We start from the raw sequence: 19830 nt of genomic DNA on the forward strand, positions 1-19830 counted from the left end.
ACGACGGCCACAGGCGATCTTCAGCATGCCTTCAGCCGCCGTGGCTACCGTCCTCACATGGAAGAAGAACGGGCACGCCGGATCGTCGAAACGCTGCGCTCGCGGAATGTCTTCGCCCATGTGAAGCTGCCGCAGGCCGGCGTCACCCAATACGGCATTCGCGTCACACTCCCCGACGGCCGCGAGGCGATCTGGGACAACGACGGCACCGCCGGCCTCGAGGCCCAGATCATGCGCAACGGCATCCTGGTGGGCTTCGTCGCCTCGATCCCCGAGTCGGAAAACTTCGGCGACGGCCAGATCATCGAATCGATCGCCACCGCCGACTACGACCGCCCCGTCGGTCGTTCCCGTCCCTCCACGCCCCAGCCGGCCAGCACTCGCCCGCCCGCGCCGGTCTCGCTGACCCAGCGGCTCCGCAGCAGCTTCCGCGGCTGAGGTTTCGTGCTCGGCGTCGTCAGGGGTCGGGGCTGATCAGCTCGATCAGACGGTCGAGCGCGACCGGCCACAGCTCCGGGGTCAGGTTGGCCAGCAACGTCTCGGCCAGCGCGTGCGCCACGACGGTGATGTGCTCATTCACGGCCGGATCAAGCGGCGGCGGAGGCGGCGTCGCGGGGGCCGGTTCAGGCCGCGGTTCCGGCTCGGCTTGCTGTTCCGGCACGGCTCGCTGGTTTGGCTCGCCATGCTGTTCCGGCTCGGCTTGCTGTTCCGGCTCGGCTCGCTGTTCCGGCACGGCTCGCTGGTTTGGCTCGCCTTGCTGCTCCGGTTCAGCTTGCTGTTCCGGCTCGGCTCGTTCGTCTGGCTCGGCCCGCTGCTGTGTGTCGGCTCGTTGGTCCGGCTCCCCGTTGCGTTCCGGTTCGGGATCGGGTTCCGGATCCCACCACGGCTCCTTGGTCCACTGGCGCTGAGAGTCCGGCTCCTGCGGTGCCTCCGGCGCCGCGTGGCGGTGCGCCCGCTTAGGCCGCTCCGGCGCTTGCTGTGGCTCAAGCCTGCTCTGCGGTTCGGGTCCGAGCTGCGGTCCTGTTACGAGCTGTGACTCCGAAACGGGCGGTGGTTCCGGTCCGAGCTGTGGTCCCAGTTCGAGTTGCGGTTCCGGTTTGAGCTGTGGTTCCGATGGGTGCTGTGGTCCCAGTTCGAGCTGAGGCTCCGGTCCGAGCTGTGGTCCCAGTTCGAGCTGCGGTTGCGGTCCGAGCTGTGGTCCCAGTTCGAGCTGCGGTTCCGGTCCGAGCTGTGATTCCGATGGGTGCTGTCGTTCTGGTTCGAGCTGCGGCTCCTGCGCGAGCTGCACCACCGAAGTGAGCTGCGGTTCCGGTTCGTGCCGCTGTTCCGGTGCGTGCGGAACCTCAGACCCGGGCCTGTGCTGGTGCAGTTCAAGTTCGAGCACCGACTCGGGGCGTGCGTGTTGACCGTAGGGTTTGCGCTCCTCATGAAGCTCAGGCTTTGTGTCCGGCCCAACCCGCCTGTCCGTCGTCAACTCATCGGTGCGCAGACCGAGATCAAACCGTTCGGAGGTTTTGTCCCGAGAGAGCCCATCTTCCGGAAATGGTAGGTCGAATACCGGCCGATCGTGCGGTTCGTCCGACTCGGGCTTTTCATCCGGTGCGGGTTGGAGGTGCCTCTGCGCCCGCTTCGGCTTTTCGTCCAGATCGGGCCGATCATCCAGCTCGTTCTGGCCGGGTCGTTGGCCGGGCTCGGGCTCGGCGTTGCGGGCCAGCCGCCTGCGCTGCTCCGGCCGTTCGCTCTCGTCGTCCTGCTTGAGTTCATCGAGCCAGTCATCCAGCTCGTCCCGGTCGCTCGGCCCCAGGCGGTCGTCCCGCTCAGGACGGCTGTCCTCAGCAAGTGGCTCGGGGCGCTTGTGCCGACCCGAGCGCTCGGCCTCTCGCCCGAGCGGCGAGGACGGCGCGGACGGCGCGGACGGCGCGGCCAGCGAAGACAGCGCGGATGGTGCGGACGGCGAGGCCGGCGAGGACGGCGAGGACGGCGAAGACAGCGCGGATGGTGCGGACGGCGCGGACGGCGCGGACGTGACGACCGGAGCGGCCGGCAGATCCTCCCGGGCGCCGATCAGGTGCAGATAGCTCGTGGCCCGCGTCAACGCGATGTAAAGCAGCCGATGCCCGCGCGGGTCGTCGTCGACGATGAAGCCGGGCTCGACCACGATCGCCGCGTCGAACTCCAGGCCTTTCGTCTCGTGCGGGCCGACCAGGTTGATCGACGGTCCGCGGTCGTCGCCGGCTGTCGGGCTCCACGGGAGCCTCTCCGAGCGCAGCAGCTCCTCGACCTCGTCGCGGCAGCGCGGCGGGCACACGATCGCGACCGACCGGCCCGACTCGGCGTGCTCGGCTGCCGATCTCACCACGGCCGCCGCGCGGGTCGCCGGTTCGACCGGCACGATCACCGGATCGGCCGGGCCGTTGCGTACCGTCGCCGGGGGTTGCACGCTGGGCGCCGCCGTCGGCAGCAGTTCGGCCGCGAGCCCGAAGATCTGCCGCGGCACGCGATAGCCGAAGCGCAGCTCGCGGTGCACGTGCGGCTGTGCCGTGGGCAGGTGGGCGAGCACGTCGTGCCAGTCTTCGCGGGCCCACGGGCCGGTCGACTGGGCCAGGTCGCCGAGCACGGTCATCGAGCCGTTCGCCGAGCGCCGCGAGATTGCCCGCAACTGCATCGGCGAGAGATCTTGAGCCTCGTCGACCACCACATGGGCGTACGTCGGTGGCGAGATCCCGGACAGATGTTCGGCCTCGTCGAGCAGCGCCGGATCGGCCGGACCGAAGCCCTCGCCGAGCGCGTCGATCTCACGCTCGGTGAATTCGCCCTCGGCCGCGAGAGCGAGCAGTTCCCGCGAGCCGAACAGCTTGGTCAGGAACGTCGCGGCGTCGAACTCGGGCCACAGCAGGTCGGCGAGCTGGTCGGCCGCATCGAGGATCAGGCGCGGGTCCTGCGTTTCGGTCACCAGCGCCGCCCGCAGCAGCCGCCGCCGGTCACCCGCGGTCGCCTTGCTCGCCGTCGCGGTGGCGATCACCCGCCGTACGGTCGCGGGGTCGAGCCTCACCTCGCGGCCATGCACGGTGACCAGGGCCGGCAGATCGGCGGGACGCTCGCGATAGGACGCGAGAGCCCGCGCGAGCAGGCCGGCCATCCGCGCCTCGCCCCTGAGCCGGATCACGTGGGGCGGCTCGGGACCGCCGGTGACCGCCTTGGGCAGCAGCTCGTCGATCGAGCTGTGCGTGGCGCCCTCGTGACCCCACGCGCCGAGCAGGCCCCGCGTGTGCCGCGCGAAGCCGCGCGACGGGCCGGCAATCAGCACCTCGGGCGCGGTCAGGCCCAGGTCGGGGTGGCCGAGCAGCCAGGCGACGCGGCGCAGCGCGACCCCGGTACGACCGGTGCCCGGGCCGCCCTGGATCAGCAGCACGCTTTCGGGAACCGTACTGATGAGCTCGTCCTGGGCGGCCTGGATCGTCGTGGCGTCGGCCAGCCCGGCCAGCAACTCGTCCGGAGGCCCGCCGACAACAACCGGACGTTCCGGCTCGCCGAGGACGGTCAAGGTCAGACGCCTTCGAGGGGCACTTCGAGGCGTACGCTGCCGCGCAGGTCGAGGTAGACCTTGTCGGGTGCGCGCACCACGCGGATCACCACGTCCTCACAGTTCGGGCAGCGCGCCACCAGACCCGGCGCCCGGTTCCACAGCCGCAGGGTGGCGACCGCGTCGGTGTGCCGGCACCCGGCGCACATGTAACGCGCCGAGGTCACGTCGACCGCGAAGACCTCGCGCAGGTCGCCGGCCATCGCGTTGCCGTCGAGCGTCGCGCCGTCCTCGAATTCCTCTGTCGATGTAGCTGTCACGACGTTCCTCCGAAGCGTTCGGTGCGGATCCGGCGCGGGTCGTGGCCGAGCGCGACCAAGATATCCGCGGCGGCCTCGACGAACGTCGTGGGGCCGCAGACGAAGCAGTCCGGCGCGAAGTCCGGCGGCCAACCGTACGTGTTCAGGGCCGCCACGTCGATCCTCTTCGGGGGCGAGGACCAATCGTCCGGCGTCTTGCGGGTGTAGACGTAGTGAACATCGAGGCCCGCGTCGTCCCGGACGCGGCGCCGCAGCTCCTCGGCGTACAGAATGTCAGTGGGTGTGCGCACCGAGTAGATCAACCGGAACGGCTGTTTCGTGCCGGCCGTGGCGCGGGCGCGGATCATCGCCATCAACGGCACCACCCCCGAGCCGCCGCCGAGCAGCAGCACCGGCGCGGTCTGCGTCTCGCGCCAGACGAACCACCCGCCGACCGGGCCGCGCAGCTCGATCTGATCGCCGACCTCGACCGTGTCGGTCAGATAGGGCGAGACCTCGCCGTCGTCGAGCCGCTGGATGGTCAGCTCGACCCTGTTCTGGGGATGGGGCCAGGACGACGCGATCGAATAGCTGCGCTGGGCGCTGTATCCGTCGTCGGCCGTCAGGCGCACGTCGACGTGCTGGCCGGGCAGGTGCCCCGGCCAGTCCGGAACGTCGAGCACCAAGGTGCGTGCCGTCGGCGTCTCCCAGTGGGCTTCGGCCAGAGTGGCCGCCCGCCAGATCAGTCGCCCTGATATCGCTGTTCTCGCCATGGGTCTCCGTACATGTGATAGCCGGCCGCCTCCCAGAAGCCGGGCTCATCTTCGGGCATCAGCGTCAGGCCGGTCACCCATTTCGCTGATTTCCAGAAATAGAGGTGCGGAATGAGCAGACGGGCCGGCCCGCCGTGCTCAGGATGCAGATCCTCACCCTCAAACTTGTAGACCACCCAGGCCTTGCCGTCGAGAAGATCTTCCATGGGTACGTTCGTGGTGTAGCCGCCGAAGCTGTGCGCCATCGTGTAGTCGGCGGACGACTCGACATCGCCGAGCAGCGTGTCGAGCGAGACTCCGCGCCAGGTCGTACCCAGCTTGGACCACTTGGTGACGCAATGGATGTCGACCGTGAAGTCCTCGGCCGGCAGTGCTTGGAACTCGCTCCAGTTCCAGCTGGTCTTCTCGCCGGTCTCGGTGGTGATGGTGAACCGCCAGCGATCGAGCGGGACCCGCGGGGTCGGCCCGGCCGAAAGCACCGGGAAGTCGTGTGTCAGGTACTGGCCGGGCGGCAGGCCGGGCACCGACTCGCGCCGTCGGCCGCCGAATCCTCGAGAAATGATGCCCATAGTGATTGAGCAAAGCACATGATCAATTAGCTGTCAGTGTTGGCCGAGTCACTCTCGTGTTTTGGCCGTTCGGACGCCCTTTGTCCGGCTTGGGTGCGACGATGCTTTTGCGTACGGCTTCACTCAGGCGTTCGAACGGGGAACCGCGCGGCATGACAGTGCAGGACGAGAACGGCGTCTACCGATCGCTGGCGCGTGAACGCCGCAATCAGCGCCGCAAGCAGCTCGGCGTGGGACTGGCCGGGCTGCTTGCGATCGCGGGAGCGGGCGCCTTCGCCGCGCAGATCGACGTCGTCGACCTGCTGCCCTCCTCGGACCGCCCGCTCGTCATCGCCCAGCCGCAACGCACTCCGTCCGCGTCCCCGTCGCCGGCCGCGTCCGCCCCCGTCTCCGTGGTGCGCTCGAAGAAGACCGTCACGCCGTGGCGGGTCGTCCGGTCCGGCGTTCGTCAGCGGACCAGCCCGACCCCTCCACCACCGCCGTCGCCCTCGGTCCTGATCGCCTCGGCGCCGGTCGTCCAGCTCAACGAGAACACCGCGTCCGGCACGATCCGGGTGACCGTGGCCGCGTTCGACCTCAGCGGGCGGCCCGAACTGGCCCTCGTGGGTGATCAGGGCTGGGCGGTGGGACGGGCCCGCTGCAGCCGGAGTGCTCGCTCGGACGCCGGCGCCGCCGCCTCCGCCGCGCCGCCGACGCTTGTCTGCTGGCGCACGTCGCCGCAGCGCAGCGTGGTCACCGTCGCGACGTCTTCGCGGGGGCGTCCGGCGACGGCCGAGAGCATCGCCGTGCTCGAACGCGAATGGGCGCGGCTGGGCTGACAACACGGAGGACCCCGGCGCCCCGCGTACGGCTCCAGGGTCCTCTTCCGTGCTGGGGGCTTGAATCCGTACGGGTCAGGCGATCTTGACTGCCGCGGTGGTGACGCCGGTGACCGCGGTGGTTCCCGGTACGACGATGCGGACGGTCATGCCGGACTTCAGGATGGCCGCGGAGTAGGTCGTCTTGGCGTAGTCGACCGTGGCGGTGGCGAACCCGGCCCACTGGCCGTTCTCGTACTTCTCGAAGCTGATCTTCTGGCCGAGAGGGCCGGCGAAGGCCAGCGCGACCTTGCCGGCCGACGGGCTCGCCGCGGTGGCCGTCGAGTGGACGGTGAAACTCGTGGCGGCCGAGGTGACGGTGGCGTCGGCGGCGGGCACCTCGAGGCGGACCTGGACGTGGGCGACGGCGGTCCGCGAGAAGACGACCTTGCCGTTCGCGTCGGTGGTGCCGTTGACGTAGGTGGTCTTGGTCGTGGCCGCCGGGGTGACGGCGAAGCGGACGGCCTTACCGGCCCACGGGATGCCGCCGGCGGTCACCGTGTAGGTCGCCGTGGTGGAAGTGCCGTAGACAACGTCGGTGGCGGCGGCAGTGATCTTGATGGTCGGGCTGGTGGCCGGGGCCGTCGTGGTCGGCTTGGGCGCGGCCGGGGCGGTGGTGGCCGGGCTCGTCGTTGCCGGAGTGGTGGGGCTCGTGGTGGCGGGGCTGGTAACCGGCGTGACCGCCTGCAGCGCGGCGACGGCGTCGATGCGGCCGTAGCCGAAGTCGTTGTCGCGGCCCTTCGCGCCCAGGTCGACGGCCGAGCGCTCCAGCGCGCTCTGCACCTGGTCGGGCGTCAGAGCCGTCTGGTACGCCTTGAGCAGCGCGGCGACGGCCGCGACGTGCGGGGTGGCCATCGAGGTGCCGTTCATCGAGGCGTACCCGGTCTTACCGCCGAGCGCCGTCGGGTAGGTGCTGAGGATCCCCGTGCCCGGTGCGGACACGTCGACGTAGCTGCCCGCGGTCGAGTAGGTGCCGATCTTGTCGGCCGAGTCGGTGGCGCCGACCCCGATCACACCCGCGTCCGCCGCCGGGTAGTTGGCCGGGCTGCCCTTCGCCCGGTCGTTCCCGGACGCCGCGACAACGACAACACCCTTACCCCGGGCGTACGTGATGGCGCTGGTCACGGCCTTGGTCTGGGAGCTCGACCCGAGCGACATGTTGATGACCTTCGCGCCGCGGTCGGTGGCCCAGATGATGCCCTCGGCCGTGTCGGACATGAAGCCCGACCCCTTCGCGTTCAACACCCGGACCGGCAGGATCTTGACCCCCGGCGCGACCGCGCTGATCCCGACGTTGTTGCCGGTGACGGCGGCGATGGTGCCCGCGACGTGCGTACCGTGCCCGTTCGGGTCGGTGCTGACGCCGGCCTTGTTGGCGATGGCGTCGTAGCCGCTCAGGGTGTTCGCGGCCAGATCGGGGTGCTTGGCGTCCACCCCGGTGTCGAGCACGGCGACGACGACGCCCGCGCCGGTCGACTTCGTCCAGGCGTCAGCCACCCGGATCTTCGTGAAGTCCCACTGCCGGCTACGCATCGTGTCAGTCCCGGTGGGCGCGTCAGTCGCGGTGACCACAGCGTCAACCTCGACCCCGACAGCGTTCTCCGTGCCCTGGCCGGCCTTGACGGCCTTGGCCGCGCCGCTCTTCGAGGTCGCGGTGGTGACCTTGACGACGGGCTTGCCGTTGGCGTCGAGCGTCGTCGTGACCACGCGCACGGGCTTCTCGGCCGAGACGGCGGCCGGCAGGAGCTTCTCCGGGGCCTCGTTCAGGTTGTCCGTGGCCGGCGTGTATTCGGCGGCCGGCTGCCACTCGGCGGCCGACGTGACGGTGGCGGGCAGGGCGATCGCGACGCCACCGGCGACCGCGCCGATCGCCAGAGCGCCAACCGCGTAGCGGCGCAGGTGTTTCCTCATGAACGTCCTCCCCAGGTGTAGTCGAGGAGAACAGTCGGTCGCCCCATTTGGACTGAGAGAAAAGTGCTGGGTGCAGCTCGGTTGCATGCAACCTGGCTGCAGTTCTGGTCTGACCTCAGCGCGGGCTAGCTTTCGCCGCGTTTTGTCCAGTTATTTGCGACTATGGGGGATCGGGGTCGGCCGTGTAACTCCGATGGCCGGCTCGACAGCCCCGACCCGAAGAAAGGACCAAGCAATGCCCAACGAAGAAATCCCGCAGGAGCCGACGTCCCGGCCTTTCGCGTCACGTCGGGCTCGGATGGCCCTGGCATTGGCGGGATTGACCGCCGTTGGTACCGGCAGCTACGTCGTCGCTGATCGTTTCAGCGTTGAGGAGACGGCGGAAACGACGGCCGGCACACCCTTGCGGACCTCGGCGGGAAACCAGACCGAGGTCGGCAGCGTGTCCTCGCCGGCCAGCCCGGCAATCCGGTCGTCGTCTCAGCCCGCAGTCCCCGCGACCCCTGCGCCCGACGAATCCGCATCGGCCCGGTCCGCGTCGGCCGAGCCCAGGTCGGATGCCGAGCGGGTCAAGGCCGCGAAGAGCTTCGCGGCCAAGCACGGAGTGACAAACTTTCACCCCGTCATCCCCCGCGACCAACCGGAGTTGTCAGCGGCGGCGGCCGCCGCCACGGTTACTACGACCGGATCGGCCGAGCAGGGCAAGACCATGCGGATCATCACCGCCAAGGGTGACCTGACAGGCCAGCTTGAGCTGGGCTGGGTCGCCGGTGGGATCACGAAGGTCGGAGAGGTCAGCTGTTCGCAGACCTTCAGGCTGGCCAACGAGGAGAAGCCGCGCAAGAAGCCCAGCATGGCTGTGTGCTGGCGGACGAGCGCCGAGAAGAGCGTGGCCGCCGTGACTGTCAACCTTCACGGCAAGCCGTCATTTTCGGAGGGCGCGGCGGTAATCATGCGCGAATGGCGAGAACTCGGATGACATCGCGGACCGCGCCGAGTACGGAGAACGCGGCCCGATGCGAAAGCATCGGGCCGCGGCTCGTTGTCGCAGTCAGATCGGAGTTTGCCGGATCAGAACGGAGCGACGGTGAAGGTCGAACTGCTGGAGATGCCGCTCTGGATGTAGGTGGCGTCGGTCGACACGGCGTTGACCGTGCCGTTGCTGACGTAGGTCAGGTTGTAGGCGCCCTCAGGCACGGGCAGATTCGCCGTGGCCGGGAACACCGACAGCGTCGTCGTACCGTTGGTCAGCGCATCTGGCGCGATGTTCGCCGTGGCGCCGGCCTGCGCCGAGAGGACGGATCCCGTCGTCGCGTTGATGCGCGCACCGAAGACGATGCGGGTGTCGTCAGCGGCCACCAGCACCGGATCGATGCCGCTGAGCGCTCCTGTGGCCGTTGTGGCTGTGACCGTTTTGACCGGTCCACCCGCGGAAAGAACGATCGGGGTGGTGACTCCGGTGCCGCTGGCGGCGTTGGACAGCAGCGCGCTGGTAGCGCTGATGATGCCCGTGATCGTGGTACTGGAGGGAATGCTCGGGGAAGCAGCCGGGTCCGTGACGGTCTTGCCGATGTCGAGTGCCGAGAACGTGCCACCGGCGAAGTTCGTCACCACCCTGCTGCCCGCAACCGTGTCCAGGGTGCCACCGACCGGTGTAACGGACATGACTGCCGTACCCGCGGCGTTGAGCCGAGCCCGCAGGTCGAGCCGGCAGATCAGCTCGGAGTCACTGAGCACCAGGACGTTCGAGCATTCGGCGATCGGCGGGTTGGCGCGGTTGCCGCCCGCCAACGACGAGCTGTACAAGCCGTTGACGAGATAGATGTGCGCGTTGGTCAGATCGCCGGAATTCCACGTCGCGCTCTGGAACCCGAGACCGTTCACCACGACGTCGATCACCCGGGTGTTCGGCGCGGTATTGGGCCGGACCGATAGGGCGCTGGTGAAGTTGTAGGCGTTCTGTAGCGTCACCGAACCGGCGCTCGTGGTCACGACCAGGGCGACGTTGTTGGCCGGGATGTGCGACGGCGTGGTTGCCGAGAAGGCCGTCCGGGTGAGCGGAGTGATGTTGGTCAGCGGCGACCCGCCCAGCGTCGCGGTGATCTCGGCGGCGGTCAGCGGAAACGACGTGCCGCTGACGGTGACGCGGCTGCCGCCCAGCGCGGTGCCCGCCCGCGGCGTGACAGCGGTGGCAGTGTGCAGCACCGTGGCGGTGTAAGGGCTGGCGGCGATCGTTGTCGAGACGCCGTTGTCTTCGCCGTTGTAGATGCAGAGCTGCCAAGGCAAGCTCGTGTTGCTACCCACCGCGCTGTTCCACGCGCCCACGTTCGTGTAGAGCTGAGGCACCGTCAGGGCCAGCCGGTTGTCGCTCACCCTACGCGGCGCGCTGTTGCCCGTGACCGGCACCGAGCTTCCAAGGGTGACGGTCGTGCTATAGGTGCCGGGGCAGCTGGTGGCGGTGGTGAACAGCGCCCCAGGGCTGTCGATACCGGCCAGGATCGCGTTCGGCGCGGTGACGTTCAGGCCGTTGCCGCCGGCCCAGGAACCGGTGGTGTTCGACAGCTGGATCTGGGTGGCGGTGTAGGCCACGGCGGTGAGCAATGCGCTCGACGTCGTAGCACCGTTGTAGAGGCACAGACTGAACTGGACCGAGGCCGCGGCCGGCGTGACGACCCCGGTCGGGACCGTGACGTTTACCGACGAGTCCGACTGCTTCTGCGCGGTGGCGACCATCGAGGCGGTCGGCGTGCCGTAGGTAGCGGGGCACATGTTTTCGGTCGTGAACAGGGCCTGGATGTTGGAGATGCCGGTGAAGACATTGCCGCCCGTGCCGGTCGACACGGCGACGACGTTGCCGCCGCCGGTCGGGCCGATCGCTGGGTTCGCCGTGGGCACCGCTCCCACCGGGATCGCGTAACCGGTCGCGCTACCCACCCGGGCGTTGGAGCCGGTGGGCTCGTACAGGCACGCGATGTAGCGCTTGACCTGGCCGTTGGTCCCGGTGGCGAGGCTCGACGGCACGGTGAAGGTGACGCTCTTGGCCGTGGACGACGACAGCGTGACCGTGGCGGCGATGACGGAGGTCGAGGTTGCCGGTATCGGCGTCACGCAGGTCGTTCCGGTGGTCAGGATCTGTACCCGGTTCGGCGTACCGCCGCCGTCGGTTCCGTCCGCGATTGTCGCGGAGTCGTCGACGACCGTCACCGAACCGCCCGGAGCCACCACAGGTGGCGTCACCGTGGTGGCTGCGAGGGCCACCCCCGGAGCGACGATCATGGCGGCACCGGCCGCGCTGATCGTCAGCCCGGCGGCTAACGCCAGCCGGGATCGAGAAGTACTGGACTTACGCATGCGAGGTCCTCCTACGGGTCGCTACGGACCACGTCTCTGATTGGTGGGCTCCGCGCTCGGTGAACCGCCGCGAGCCGTCTCGCCGGAAGCGTAACTATTAGTCAGTAAAGAGTTGCCCGTAGTTACAAATATCGTGCAATGTCCGACGGATCGGATAGTAGGAAGGGGGAGCGTCCGCCAAGCCGGGATCGTTTCGCGTTTGGCCTAACCGCAAAACCAGAGACGTTATGCTGCTCTTGACCGCCTGGCCCCCCTTGCGCCTCCGGGAAAGGCTGCGCGCTCATGTCTCACGGCAAGCTCCACCGAGCAAGCTGCGCCGCGACGATCCTGATCGCGGCGGCCGTCTCGGTCCTGGCCGCGACCGGGCCGGCGTCGGCCGCCTCTTTGATGGCGCTGAGCAGTCCCGCCGGGCGGAGCGGTGGTGGCAACACGCTGGTCGGCACCGTGGGGCTGGTGCCCGGGGTGTCGGGGCCGTTCGCTGCGGGCACCAAGCCGACCGTGCAGTTCCAGTTCTACGGGACCGGTACAAGCGCGTCCGCCTGCAACGCCAAGGCCAAGGCGGTGGCCCAGATCGGCGTCGCGGGCGTGAGCCTCACCGCCGGTGTGCTCACGGTCGATCCGGCCCAAGTTACACGGATCACCGCCACGAAAATTGCCTTCAGGGTTCCGTCCAGTTCCTACCCGGCACTGGATGGCGGCGGGGTCGCGAGCACGATCAATACCAGCGGGCTGTCGCTCGTCGGGGATCAGACGGTGGCGCGGTGGAACGTCTGTGTCTATGACAGTGACTCGATCGCGAACAGCAACCTGCTGGCGTCCTCGTCCTACACGGTGGCGGTCAAGCCGACCATCGCGTCGATCCTCCCGGCCGGCAGCTCGGCCGGCGGCGGTCAGTCGATCACGGTGACCGGGACCGGGTTCAGCACCATCACGGGCACGATCACCGGGGCGGTTGGCGGGGTTCCTCTCAGCGGCGTCAAGGTGGCGGCGGACGGCAAGAGCTTCACGGCGATCACCGGGGCGCGGGTCGCGGCGGCCGGCCTGGCGCTCACAGTGGACGGTCCGGGAGGCACGGTCAGCAGCCTCGACCCGGACAACAACCCTGCCACGAACGACATCCCGATTCCCTTCACCTACAACAACAGCGTCACGGTCACTCCGAACACCGCGGTGACCGGGTCCACAGTCGTCGTCGACGTCATGGGGGCGGGCTTCTCCGCCCTTGATTTCGACACGTCGGGCACCGCCGGCAGCAGCGACGCGCACGTGTTCCTGGTCAAGGACGCGTACGACGCGGCCGGCAACCGAGGCGTAGCCGAGTGCATAGTGGACGCTGTCGTCCGGGACACCGAGCTGCTCTGCACGCTCACCCTCGCCGGGGTGCCGGACGGCGCCTACACCTTGACCGTGGTGGAGAACGGCGACCCGGGCGCCGGAGTCGCCGCGAATCCGTCGCTCGTCACCAGCGGCGCGGTGTTCGTCGTCGCCCCGTACTGAGAGATCGTGGCCGTGGCTTCCGTCGCAGCCTTCTCTCGTGCTACGGTCTTTCTCATATCAAGAATTACTCGAACTGAGAACAACCGGGGTGGCGACATGGGTGAGGAAGAGTTCCTGAGCGGGTACGACCCTTCGGCCTATCCGGCGGTCGCGGTCACCGTCGACGTCGTCGCGCTGACCATCCGCGATGGGCGGCTCTGCGTGCTGCTGGTCGAGCGCGGCGAGCAGCCCTTCGCCGGCCGGCGGGCGCTGCCGGGCGGGTTCGTGAAGGAGGAGGGGCTCGACGCGGCGGCGCTGCGCGAGCTCGAGGAGGAGACCGGCGTCAGTCTCGCCCGGGTGCATCTCGAGCAGCTCAAGACGTACGGGAATCCCGGCCGCGACCCGCGCATGCGCGTCTTCTCCGTCGCCTACCTGGCCTTCGCGCCGAGCCTGCCCGAGCCCGAGGCCGGCACCGACGCGTCGGGCGCCTACTGGGTTCCGGTCGAGGAGGCCGCCGGGCTGGCCTTCGACCATGACGTGATCCTCGCCGACGGACTCGACCGGGCCCGCGCCAAGCTCGAATACACCCCGCTGGCCACCGCCTTCGCGGGCGACGACTTCACGATCGCCGAGCTGCGGCAGATCTACGCCGCCGTCTGGGGGGAGGAGCTGCACGCCGGCAACTTCCACCGCAAGGTGCTCTCGGTTCCCGGGTTTGTCGAAAGTACGGGCGAGACGTCGACCCGCGGCGGCGAGCGTGGCGGGCCGAAGCCGAAGCTCTACCGGGCCGGCGACGCGCGGCTGCTGCACCCGGCGCTGCTGCGTCCGACCCGCGAGGACGACGTCCGATGATGTTCGGCGAGGCTGCCGAACGCATCAGGAACGCCGCCACGTTCGAAGAGTTGATCACCGACGGGGGCGAGGAGGCCACCTACCGGGCGTACGCGAAGGCCGTACACCCTGATGCCGCCGCTGACTCGGAAGGCGCCACCCACGCCTTCGCCCAGCTCGCGCGGCTTTATCGCGATCGCGGCCGGCGACTGGCCGTGGGGGACATCGCCGACCTGATCAGGCGCGACGACACGACGATCACCAAGATCCCGCGCGATCCGGCCGACAGCGACCTCATGGAAGCCGAGGCTGCCGCGCTGCGACGGCTCCGCGACGAGGGCGACCCGAGATACCGGCCGTACGCGCCCAAGCTGATCGACAGCTACCTGCATGAAGACCCGGAACGACGGCGCAGGCGAGTCAACGTACAGGAAAGGCTTGTCGGTTTTGTCGCTCTGGATGCAGTAGAACCGAGGGACGCGCGCGACATCGCCTGGATCTGGCGGCGGCTGCTGGTCGGGCTCGGCTGGGCGCATCGCGCGGGCGTCGTGCACGGCGCGGTCCTCGAGGAACACGTGCTCATCCACCCCGAGCAGCACGGCGTGGCGCTCGTCGACTGGTGCTACTCCGGAACCCGCGTCAAGGCGGTCGTCGCGCGCCGCAAGGACGTGTACCCGCCCGAGGTTCTCAAGGACAAGAACGCGGGCCCCGCCACCGACATCTACATGGCCACCGGGCTGATGACGCGGCTCATCGAAGACCCGCCGAAGCCGTTGCGGCGTTTCGCCGACGGCTGCCTCTACGACGCGCCGCGCATGCGGCCGCAGGACGCCTGGCGTCTGCTGGCCGAGCTCGACGACATCCTGCATAGCCTCTACGGGCCGCGCACATTCCGGCCCTTCATCGTTTAACGGGAGGAACATCATGGGAAGCGGACGCTGGTCCACCGACGTCTACACCGCCGCCGACAACTACCGCCGGGCCACCGGCACGAGCGCCTTCGCCTACAGCGACAGCGGCGCCCGCAAGGCCCACCCCGCGCTCGACCCTCGCGGCGTCGACCAGCGGGAGAGCCGTGACAGCGACGAACACCCCTTCAGTACGCCGATCTCGGTGCTCTTCGATGTGACGGGCTCGATGGGTGGGGTGCCGCGCGTGCTCCAGACCAAGCTGCCGCAGCTGCTGGGCCTGCTGACCCGCAAGGGCTACGCGACCGATCCGCACATCATGTTCGGCGCGGTCGGCGACGCCACCTGCGACCGGGTGCCGCTGCAGGTCGGCCAGTTCGAGTCGGACAACCGCATGGACGAAGACCTGGCCCGCATCGTTATCGAGGGCGGCGGCGGTGGGCAGAAATCGGAGTCGTACGAGCTGGCCATGTACTTCATGGCCCGCCACACGTCGCTCGACTCGTTCGCGAAGCGCGGCCGCCGCGGCTACCTCTTCCTGATCGGCGACGAGATGCCGTACGACCGGGTCAAGCCGAACGAGGTGGCCAAGTTCCTCGGCGAGAAGCTGGCCGAGCCGGTGAGCACCGAGGGCATCGTCGCCGAGCTGCGGCGCACCTTCGACGTCTACTACCTGCTGCCGACCGCGGCGAGTTACGGCGGCGATCCGGAGGTGCTCACGCGCTGGCGCGGGCTGCTCGGACAGAACGTGCTCGAGCTCGACGACCTGGACGCGGTGTGCGAGACGATCGCGCTCACGGTCGGTCTCGGCGAGGGCACGATCGACCTCGACTCGGGTCTCGATCACCTGGTCGAAGCGGGCTCGAAGCACCGGGCGACGGTCGGCAAGGCGCTCGCTCCGCTGCAACGTGGCAGCGTGATCCACCGCGATCGGCTGCCGGTGGGCGACGCCGCGTCGGGCAACGAACGGCTGTGAACGAGCACGTAGCGGTCGTCGACCTCGGTTACGGCGACGCCGGCAAGGGCACGGTGGTCGACGCTCTGTGCGCGTCCCGGCCGGTGCGGGCGGTGCTGCGCTTCAACGGGGGAGCGCAGGCCGCTCACAACGTGGTCACCGAGGACGGGCGGCAGCACACGTTCGCGCAGTTCGGGTCGGGCACGCTGCGTGGCGTGCCGACCCACCTGACGCGCTTCATGGTGGTCGACCCGCTCGCGCTGGCCGCCGAGGCAGCCGCTCTGGGTAACCCGTTCGACCTGCTCACGATCGACGGCGACGCTCTTCTCGCGACGCCGTGGCATCGGGCGGCCAATCGGCGGCGGGAATCGGCCCGGGGCGGGGACCGTCACGGATCGTGCGGGATGGGCGTCGGCGAGACCATGGCGTACGCGCTGAGTCACGACGACGCCCCGCGGGTTTCCGACACGCTCTCCCGTACGCGGCTGCGCCGTCGGCTGGCGGCGCTCTCGGAAGCGTTGGGCCCGGCCGGGGTGCCGCTCGACGATGTCGTGGACGCGTTCACGGCCTTCGGTCGTACGGTCTCGATCGTCGGGTCCTCGCACGCTTCGCTCCTGCTGCGTGAGGGGCCGTGCGTCTTCGAGGGCGCGCAGGGGGTGCTGCTCGACGAGTGGCGTGGGTGGCACCCGCACACGACCTGGTCGACGACGACGTTCGACAACGTGGCCGAGCTGTGCGGGTCGTTCCGGCGGCTCGGGGTCGTCCGCACCTACACGACCCGGCACGGCGCCGGGCCGTTCGTGACCGAGGACCCGGCGCTCGACCTGCCCGAGGGGCACAACGCGACGGGGCAGTGGCAGGGCGCGTTCCGGGTGGGGCACTTCGACGCGGTCGCGCACCGCTACGCGGTCGAGGTGGCCGGCGGGGTCGACGGTCTGGCCGTGACCCACCTCGACGTGCCCGATCGTTGCCCTGAGCTGCGAATGTGCACGACCTACCGGTCAGCCCCGCAACCCGGCTGCGAGCGCTCGGCCGCCGACCTGCGGCCCGATCCTCCGGTGGTGCGGATCGTTCCCGGGCCCGCCCGCGACCTGGAGCGCCAGGCGGCGCTGACGGCCTGGCTCAACCGGGCGCAACCGGGTCATCTGGTGCGGCCGGGCGACTGGGCCTCGGCCATCGGCACGGTGCTCGAGGCTCCCGTACTCGTCGAGTCGTACGGCCCGAGCGCGGCCGACAAGAAACTCGCCGAATGCCTGTAAAACAATTCTTAGGGCCGCCTAACCTAATCAAATAAAGATGGTGGTGTTGTTTCTTCACTTCTGGGAAATGGTTTATCGTCGAGTTGACCGGGATGAAGGCAATGGAGGCGCAGACGATGACTCAGATGATGGAAATGCCCCGCGTGCAGACCTGCACGGTGAGCAGTTGCGGCTACAACCACGACGGGTGCACCGCCTTCGCGGTCACGATCGGCAGCGCGATCTCGGCCGAGTGCGACACCTACGTGGCCGGCGACAAGGGCGGCATGGGCAAGGCACTGGCCCAGGTGGGGGCCTGTAAGAGGGCCGACTGTGTGCACAACACCGACCTCGAGTGTCACGCCCCGGCGATCGTGGTGGGCGAGTCCGGCGACAAGGCCGACTGCCTCACCTACGAAACCGCGTGAACGACTCAATGTGATGTGCCCGCCGTTGCTCAAAGCGACAGCGGGCACATTTATTTAGGTTAGGCTTACAAATACATGCCGGTGCTCGGCGGCGACTTCGGAACCGTCACCGGCTGAGTGCCGGTCCTCAACGCATAAAGCTCGGCGAGCGTCGCCCCCGACGGCCCGATGCCGCGCGAGGTGCCGAGCCAGGCGACCGCCTCGGCGTACGGGAGCCGGCCGACCTCGATGCTGGCCAGGCATCGACCCGGGCGCACGACCGCCGGATGCAGCGACGCGAGGTCCTCGTTCGTCGTGATCGCGATAAGCGCGTTGCGGCCCTGACCGAGCAGGCCGTCGGTGAGGTTCAACAGCCGCGACAGGGCCTGGCCGGCGCTCGCCTTCGCCTCGCCGCTGATCAGCTCGTCGCAGTCCTCGAGCATGAGCAGCCGCCAGCGGGGCTCGTCCTCGTCGTCGCTGCCCAGCGCCACACTCATCAGGTAGGCCGGGTCGTTGAACAGGCGCTCCGGGTCGAGCACGCAGTCGACCTGGCACCACGAACGCCACTGCTGGGCGAGGGCGCGCAGGGCGGTCGTCTTGCCCGTGCCCGGCTCGCCGTGCAGCAGCAGGAGCCGGCCGCCGATCGTCGTGCTGTCGAGCGCCATCAGCCGTTCCAGCGTGGCGGCGACCGTACCGGCGTAGTTGCTCTTGATGCTGGCCCAGGGAGCGGCGTCGATCTCGCGGGCGGCCCGGCGCGGCCCGTGCTGTCCGAAGTGCCAGAAGCCGATGGGTACGTTGTCCGGAGTGGGCTTGGGCTCCTCGACGGCGCCCGCCGTGGCCGACTCGAGCACCGACTCGGCCAGCTCGGCGCTCACGGCCGTGACGGTGACGCGGGCCCGGCGGCTCTGCTTCCAGCGCGTGACGTGCAGCGTCCAGCCCTCACCGACGGCGAGCAGGCCCTGCCCGTCCTCGTCGACGGCGTCGCGCACGACGCGGGCGTCGTCAACACTCAGAACGGCGTCGGCACGCACGTTTTCGAGATAGGTGCTGCGACCGTACGGCTCCCGGCCGGTGACGAAAGCGTCGAGCGCGAGCAGGTCCACCACGTCGACCAGGCGATCGCCGTCGTCCACCGCGCCCGACAACGGCAGCGCGGCCGGCACGGTCACGGCGGACGCCGCGTCGGCGTGCCGGCCCGCGAGCCGATCGACGGACTGGTGGGGAGTACGCATGCTTTGATGATCGTCCGTCGATGCCCCGGGAGCACCTGATTTTCTCAGGTTGGCCCGATCGGGCGGTCCGAGTCGGGCAGTCGCGTGAGCACGAAGACCGGGATGAGACGCTCGGTCTTGCGCTGATATGCGGCGTAGTTGGGGAAGGCGGCGACCGAGCGCTCCCACCAGATCTCCCGCTCGTCGCCGGTCACCTCACGAGCCAGGTAGTCGTGAGTGACCGTGCCGTCGCGCAGTTCGACGTGCGGCTCCTTGCGCAGGTTGTAGACCCAGACGGGGTTCTTGGGCGCGCCGCCCAGCGAGCCCACCACCGCGTACTGCCCGTCGTGCTCGACCCGCATCAGCGGCGTCTTGCGCAGCATGCCGGTCTTCGCGCCGACGCTCGTCAGCAGGATCACCGGATAGCCCTGCAGGTCACCGCCCTCGGTCCCGCCGCTGAACTCGATCTTGTCGGCCTGCTTGCGCGCCCAGTCCGAGGTGCCGGGCGCGTACTCCCCACTCAATGGCATGGACAACAGGCTATGCCGCCGCGGGCGCCGGGGTTCACGAGATGTCGATCACCCCGGCGCGGGCGCTGCTTGGCGGGTGCTGCTTGGCGGGTGCTGCTTGGCGTCAGCGCAGGCCGATGACCGCGGCGTCGGTGCCGCCGCGCCAAAGGACGCCCGCTTCGCTGAAACCGGCCACCCGCAACGCGTCGACGTGCCACAGCGCGGGCGGCGTCCACTCCTGACCGTGCCGGTTCCTCGGGTAGATGCGCCCGCGCTCGACGGCCTTGGACGCCAGGAACTCGTCGGCCGCGGCCCGGTCCCACCAGTCGTCCCACGCGGTCGCGGCCCCCGACGCGTAGCGGGCCTCCCGCTGCGCCCGCTGGTGATCGAGCAGCCGCTCGGACAGCGTCGGCAGCGACTCCTCGGGCATGTGGTCGGCGTTGACGAAGATGCCGCCCGGCCGCAGCACCTCGCGGATCTCCCCGTAGAGCGTCGCCACCCGTTCGGCCGGCAACCAGTGCAGGGCCGTGGCGGTCAGCACCGCGTCGAAGCCCTCCTCGGGCAGCTTCGCCCGCCAGCCCGGGTCGCCCAGGTCGGCGTCGACCACCTCGGCGCGGTCGCGCAGGGACGCGGCCGCGATCGCCATCAGCACCGGGTCCTGGTCGAGCACCGTGACGCGGGCCCGCGGGAACCGCGCCAGCGTCCGCAGTGAGATCGTGCCCGTGCCGCCGGCCAGGTCGAGCACCCGGGGCGCCGGCCCGTCGCTGGTCGCGGCGACCGCCTCGAGCATCGCCGCGAACCGTTCCTCACGGTCCGGCATGAACGCGGACTGCTGCCGGTCCCAGCTTTCCTGCCAAATATGCGGGTTGCTCAGGTAAGCACTCATACCCGTAACGCTAGTTACCGCGAACACTCGCCACAACAGCTTCCCGCAGCCCGAACCGCGCCCGAACCGGCCCGAACCGCGCCCGAACCGCGCCCCGGAACCGCACCCCGGAACCGCGCGCCGGAA

The 19830-nt window shown here is 69.4% G+C and carries 18 protein-coding genes; 9 read left to right on the forward strand and 9 right to left on the reverse strand.

What is annotated here, in order from left to right; translation table 11 throughout:
• Positions 1-57: 57 nt before the first annotated feature.
• Positions 58-438 (forward strand): hypothetical protein, encoded by a 381-nt coding sequence (locus tag EER30_RS31350; RefSeq protein ID WP_127504265.1) that lies wholly within the window; start codon positions 58-60, stop codon positions 436-438.
• Between the two features lie 19 nt (positions 439-457).
• Here the strand turns inward: EER30_RS31350 and EER30_RS47405 are convergent, their stop codons facing one another.
• The 4 genes from EER30_RS47405 to EER30_RS31380 are packed head-to-tail and all read right to left on the reverse strand — an operon-like array spanning position 458 to position 5164.
• Positions 458-3544 (reverse strand): ATP-binding domain-containing protein, encoded by a 3087-nt coding sequence (locus tag EER30_RS47405; RefSeq protein ID WP_164842540.1) that lies wholly within the window; start codon positions 3542-3544, stop codon positions 458-460.
• A gap of 2 nt (positions 3545-3546) precedes the next feature.
• On the reverse strand, positions 3547-3843 hold the full coding sequence (locus EER30_RS31370) for a DUF6510 family protein (RefSeq protein ID WP_255437001.1): 297 nt from the start codon (positions 3841-3843) through the stop codon (positions 3547-3549).
• The gene (locus EER30_RS31375; protein WP_127504266.1) at positions 3840-4595 is read right to left on the reverse strand and encodes a ferredoxin reductase; all 756 of its coding nucleotides are present in this window, start codon (positions 4593-4595) and stop codon (positions 3840-3842) included. Before EER30_RS31375 ends, EER30_RS31370 begins: the two co-directional genes overlap by 4 nt.
• Positions 4565-5164 carry a sulfite oxidase-like oxidoreductase gene (locus EER30_RS31380; protein ID WP_127504267.1) on the reverse strand — a complete coding sequence of 200 codons (600 nt, stop codon included), beginning with the start codon at positions 5162-5164 and terminating at the stop codon, positions 4565-4567. Before EER30_RS31380 ends, EER30_RS31375 begins: the two co-directional genes overlap by 31 nt.
• Positions 5165-5316: 152 nt before the next feature.
• Here EER30_RS31380 and EER30_RS31385 point away from each other — a divergent pair, with 152 nt between their 5' ends.
• The gene (locus tag EER30_RS31385) at positions 5317-5982 is read left to right on the forward strand and encodes a hypothetical protein (RefSeq protein WP_127504268.1); all 666 of its coding nucleotides are present in this window, start codon (positions 5317-5319) and stop codon (positions 5980-5982) included.
• A 75-nt stretch (positions 5983-6057) separates the two neighbouring features.
• Here the strand turns inward: EER30_RS31385 and EER30_RS31390 are convergent, their stop codons facing one another.
• Positions 6058-7932, reverse strand: coding sequence for a S8 family serine peptidase (locus EER30_RS31390; protein WP_127504269.1), 1875 nt, complete (start codon positions 7930-7932; stop codon positions 6058-6060).
• A gap of 235 nt (positions 7933-8167) precedes the next feature.
• On the opposite strand from EER30_RS31390, the gene EER30_RS31395 reads away from it, so the two are divergent.
• Positions 8168-8911 (forward strand): hypothetical protein, encoded by a 744-nt coding sequence (locus EER30_RS31395; protein ID WP_127504270.1) that lies wholly within the window; start codon positions 8168-8170, stop codon positions 8909-8911.
• A gap of 92 nt (positions 8912-9003) precedes the next feature.
• Here the strand turns inward: EER30_RS31395 and EER30_RS31400 are convergent, their stop codons facing one another.
• Positions 9004-11283 carry a beta strand repeat-containing protein gene (locus EER30_RS31400; protein ID WP_127504271.1) on the reverse strand — a complete coding sequence of 760 codons (2280 nt, stop codon included), beginning with the start codon at positions 11281-11283 and terminating at the stop codon, positions 9004-9006.
• A gap of 282 nt (positions 11284-11565) precedes the next feature.
• Between EER30_RS31400 and EER30_RS31405 the strand changes: the two genes are divergently transcribed.
• The 6 genes from EER30_RS31405 to EER30_RS31430 all read left to right on the forward strand — a co-directional run bounded on the left by EER30_RS31405 (position 11566) and on the right by EER30_RS31430 (position 17119).
• Positions 11566-12780 (forward strand): IPT/TIG domain-containing protein, encoded by a 1215-nt coding sequence (locus EER30_RS31405; protein ID WP_127504272.1) that lies wholly within the window; start codon positions 11566-11568, stop codon positions 12778-12780.
• A gap of 96 nt (positions 12781-12876) precedes the next feature.
• Entirely contained in the window at positions 12877-13611 is a 735-nt protein-coding gene (locus EER30_RS31410) for an NUDIX hydrolase (protein WP_127504273.1), read from the forward strand.
• Positions 13608-14501: a protein kinase family protein gene (locus EER30_RS31415; RefSeq protein WP_127504274.1), complete on the forward strand. Its 894-nt coding sequence runs from the start codon at positions 13608-13610 to the stop codon at positions 14499-14501. The genes EER30_RS31410 and EER30_RS31415 overlap by 4 nt, the downstream gene beginning before the upstream one ends.
• 13 nt (positions 14502-14514) lie before the next feature.
• A complete protein-coding gene (locus tag EER30_RS31420; RefSeq protein WP_127504275.1) occupies positions 14515-15474 on the forward strand; it encodes a hypothetical protein in 960 nt (319 codons plus the stop codon).
• Positions 15471-16712, forward strand: a complete 1242-nt coding sequence (locus EER30_RS31425; protein WP_127504276.1) for an adenylosuccinate synthetase — start codon at positions 15471-15473, stop codon at positions 16710-16712. Before EER30_RS31420 ends, EER30_RS31425 begins: the two co-directional genes overlap by 4 nt.
• A gap of 116 nt (positions 16713-16828) precedes the next feature.
• Positions 16829-17119 (forward strand): DUF1540 domain-containing protein, encoded by a 291-nt coding sequence (locus EER30_RS31430; RefSeq protein WP_127504277.1) that lies wholly within the window; start codon positions 16829-16831, stop codon positions 17117-17119.
• A 65-nt stretch (positions 17120-17184) separates the two neighbouring features.
• Here the strand turns inward: EER30_RS31430 and EER30_RS31435 are convergent, their stop codons facing one another.
• The 3 genes from EER30_RS31435 to EER30_RS31445 all read right to left on the reverse strand — a co-directional run bounded on the left by EER30_RS31435 (position 17185) and on the right by EER30_RS31445 (position 19704).
• Positions 17185-18330, reverse strand: coding sequence for a DUF5925 domain-containing protein (locus EER30_RS31435; RefSeq protein ID WP_127504278.1), 1146 nt, complete (start codon positions 18328-18330; stop codon positions 17185-17187).
• 44 nt (positions 18331-18374) lie between these two features.
• Entirely contained in the window at positions 18375-18839 is a 465-nt protein-coding gene (locus EER30_RS31440; protein WP_127504279.1) for a nitroreductase family deazaflavin-dependent oxidoreductase, read from the reverse strand.
• A gap of 103 nt (positions 18840-18942) precedes the next feature.
• Positions 18943-19704 carry a class I SAM-dependent methyltransferase gene (locus tag EER30_RS31445; RefSeq protein ID WP_127504280.1) on the reverse strand — a complete coding sequence of 254 codons (762 nt, stop codon included), beginning with the start codon at positions 19702-19704 and terminating at the stop codon, positions 18943-18945.
• Between the last annotated feature and the right edge of the window lie 126 nt (positions 19705-19830).

It is taken from the genome of Actinoplanes solisilvae (assembly GCF_003999975.1).
Taxonomy (GTDB): Bacteria; Actinomycetota; Actinomycetes; order Mycobacteriales; family Micromonosporaceae; genus Actinoplanes; species Actinoplanes solisilvae.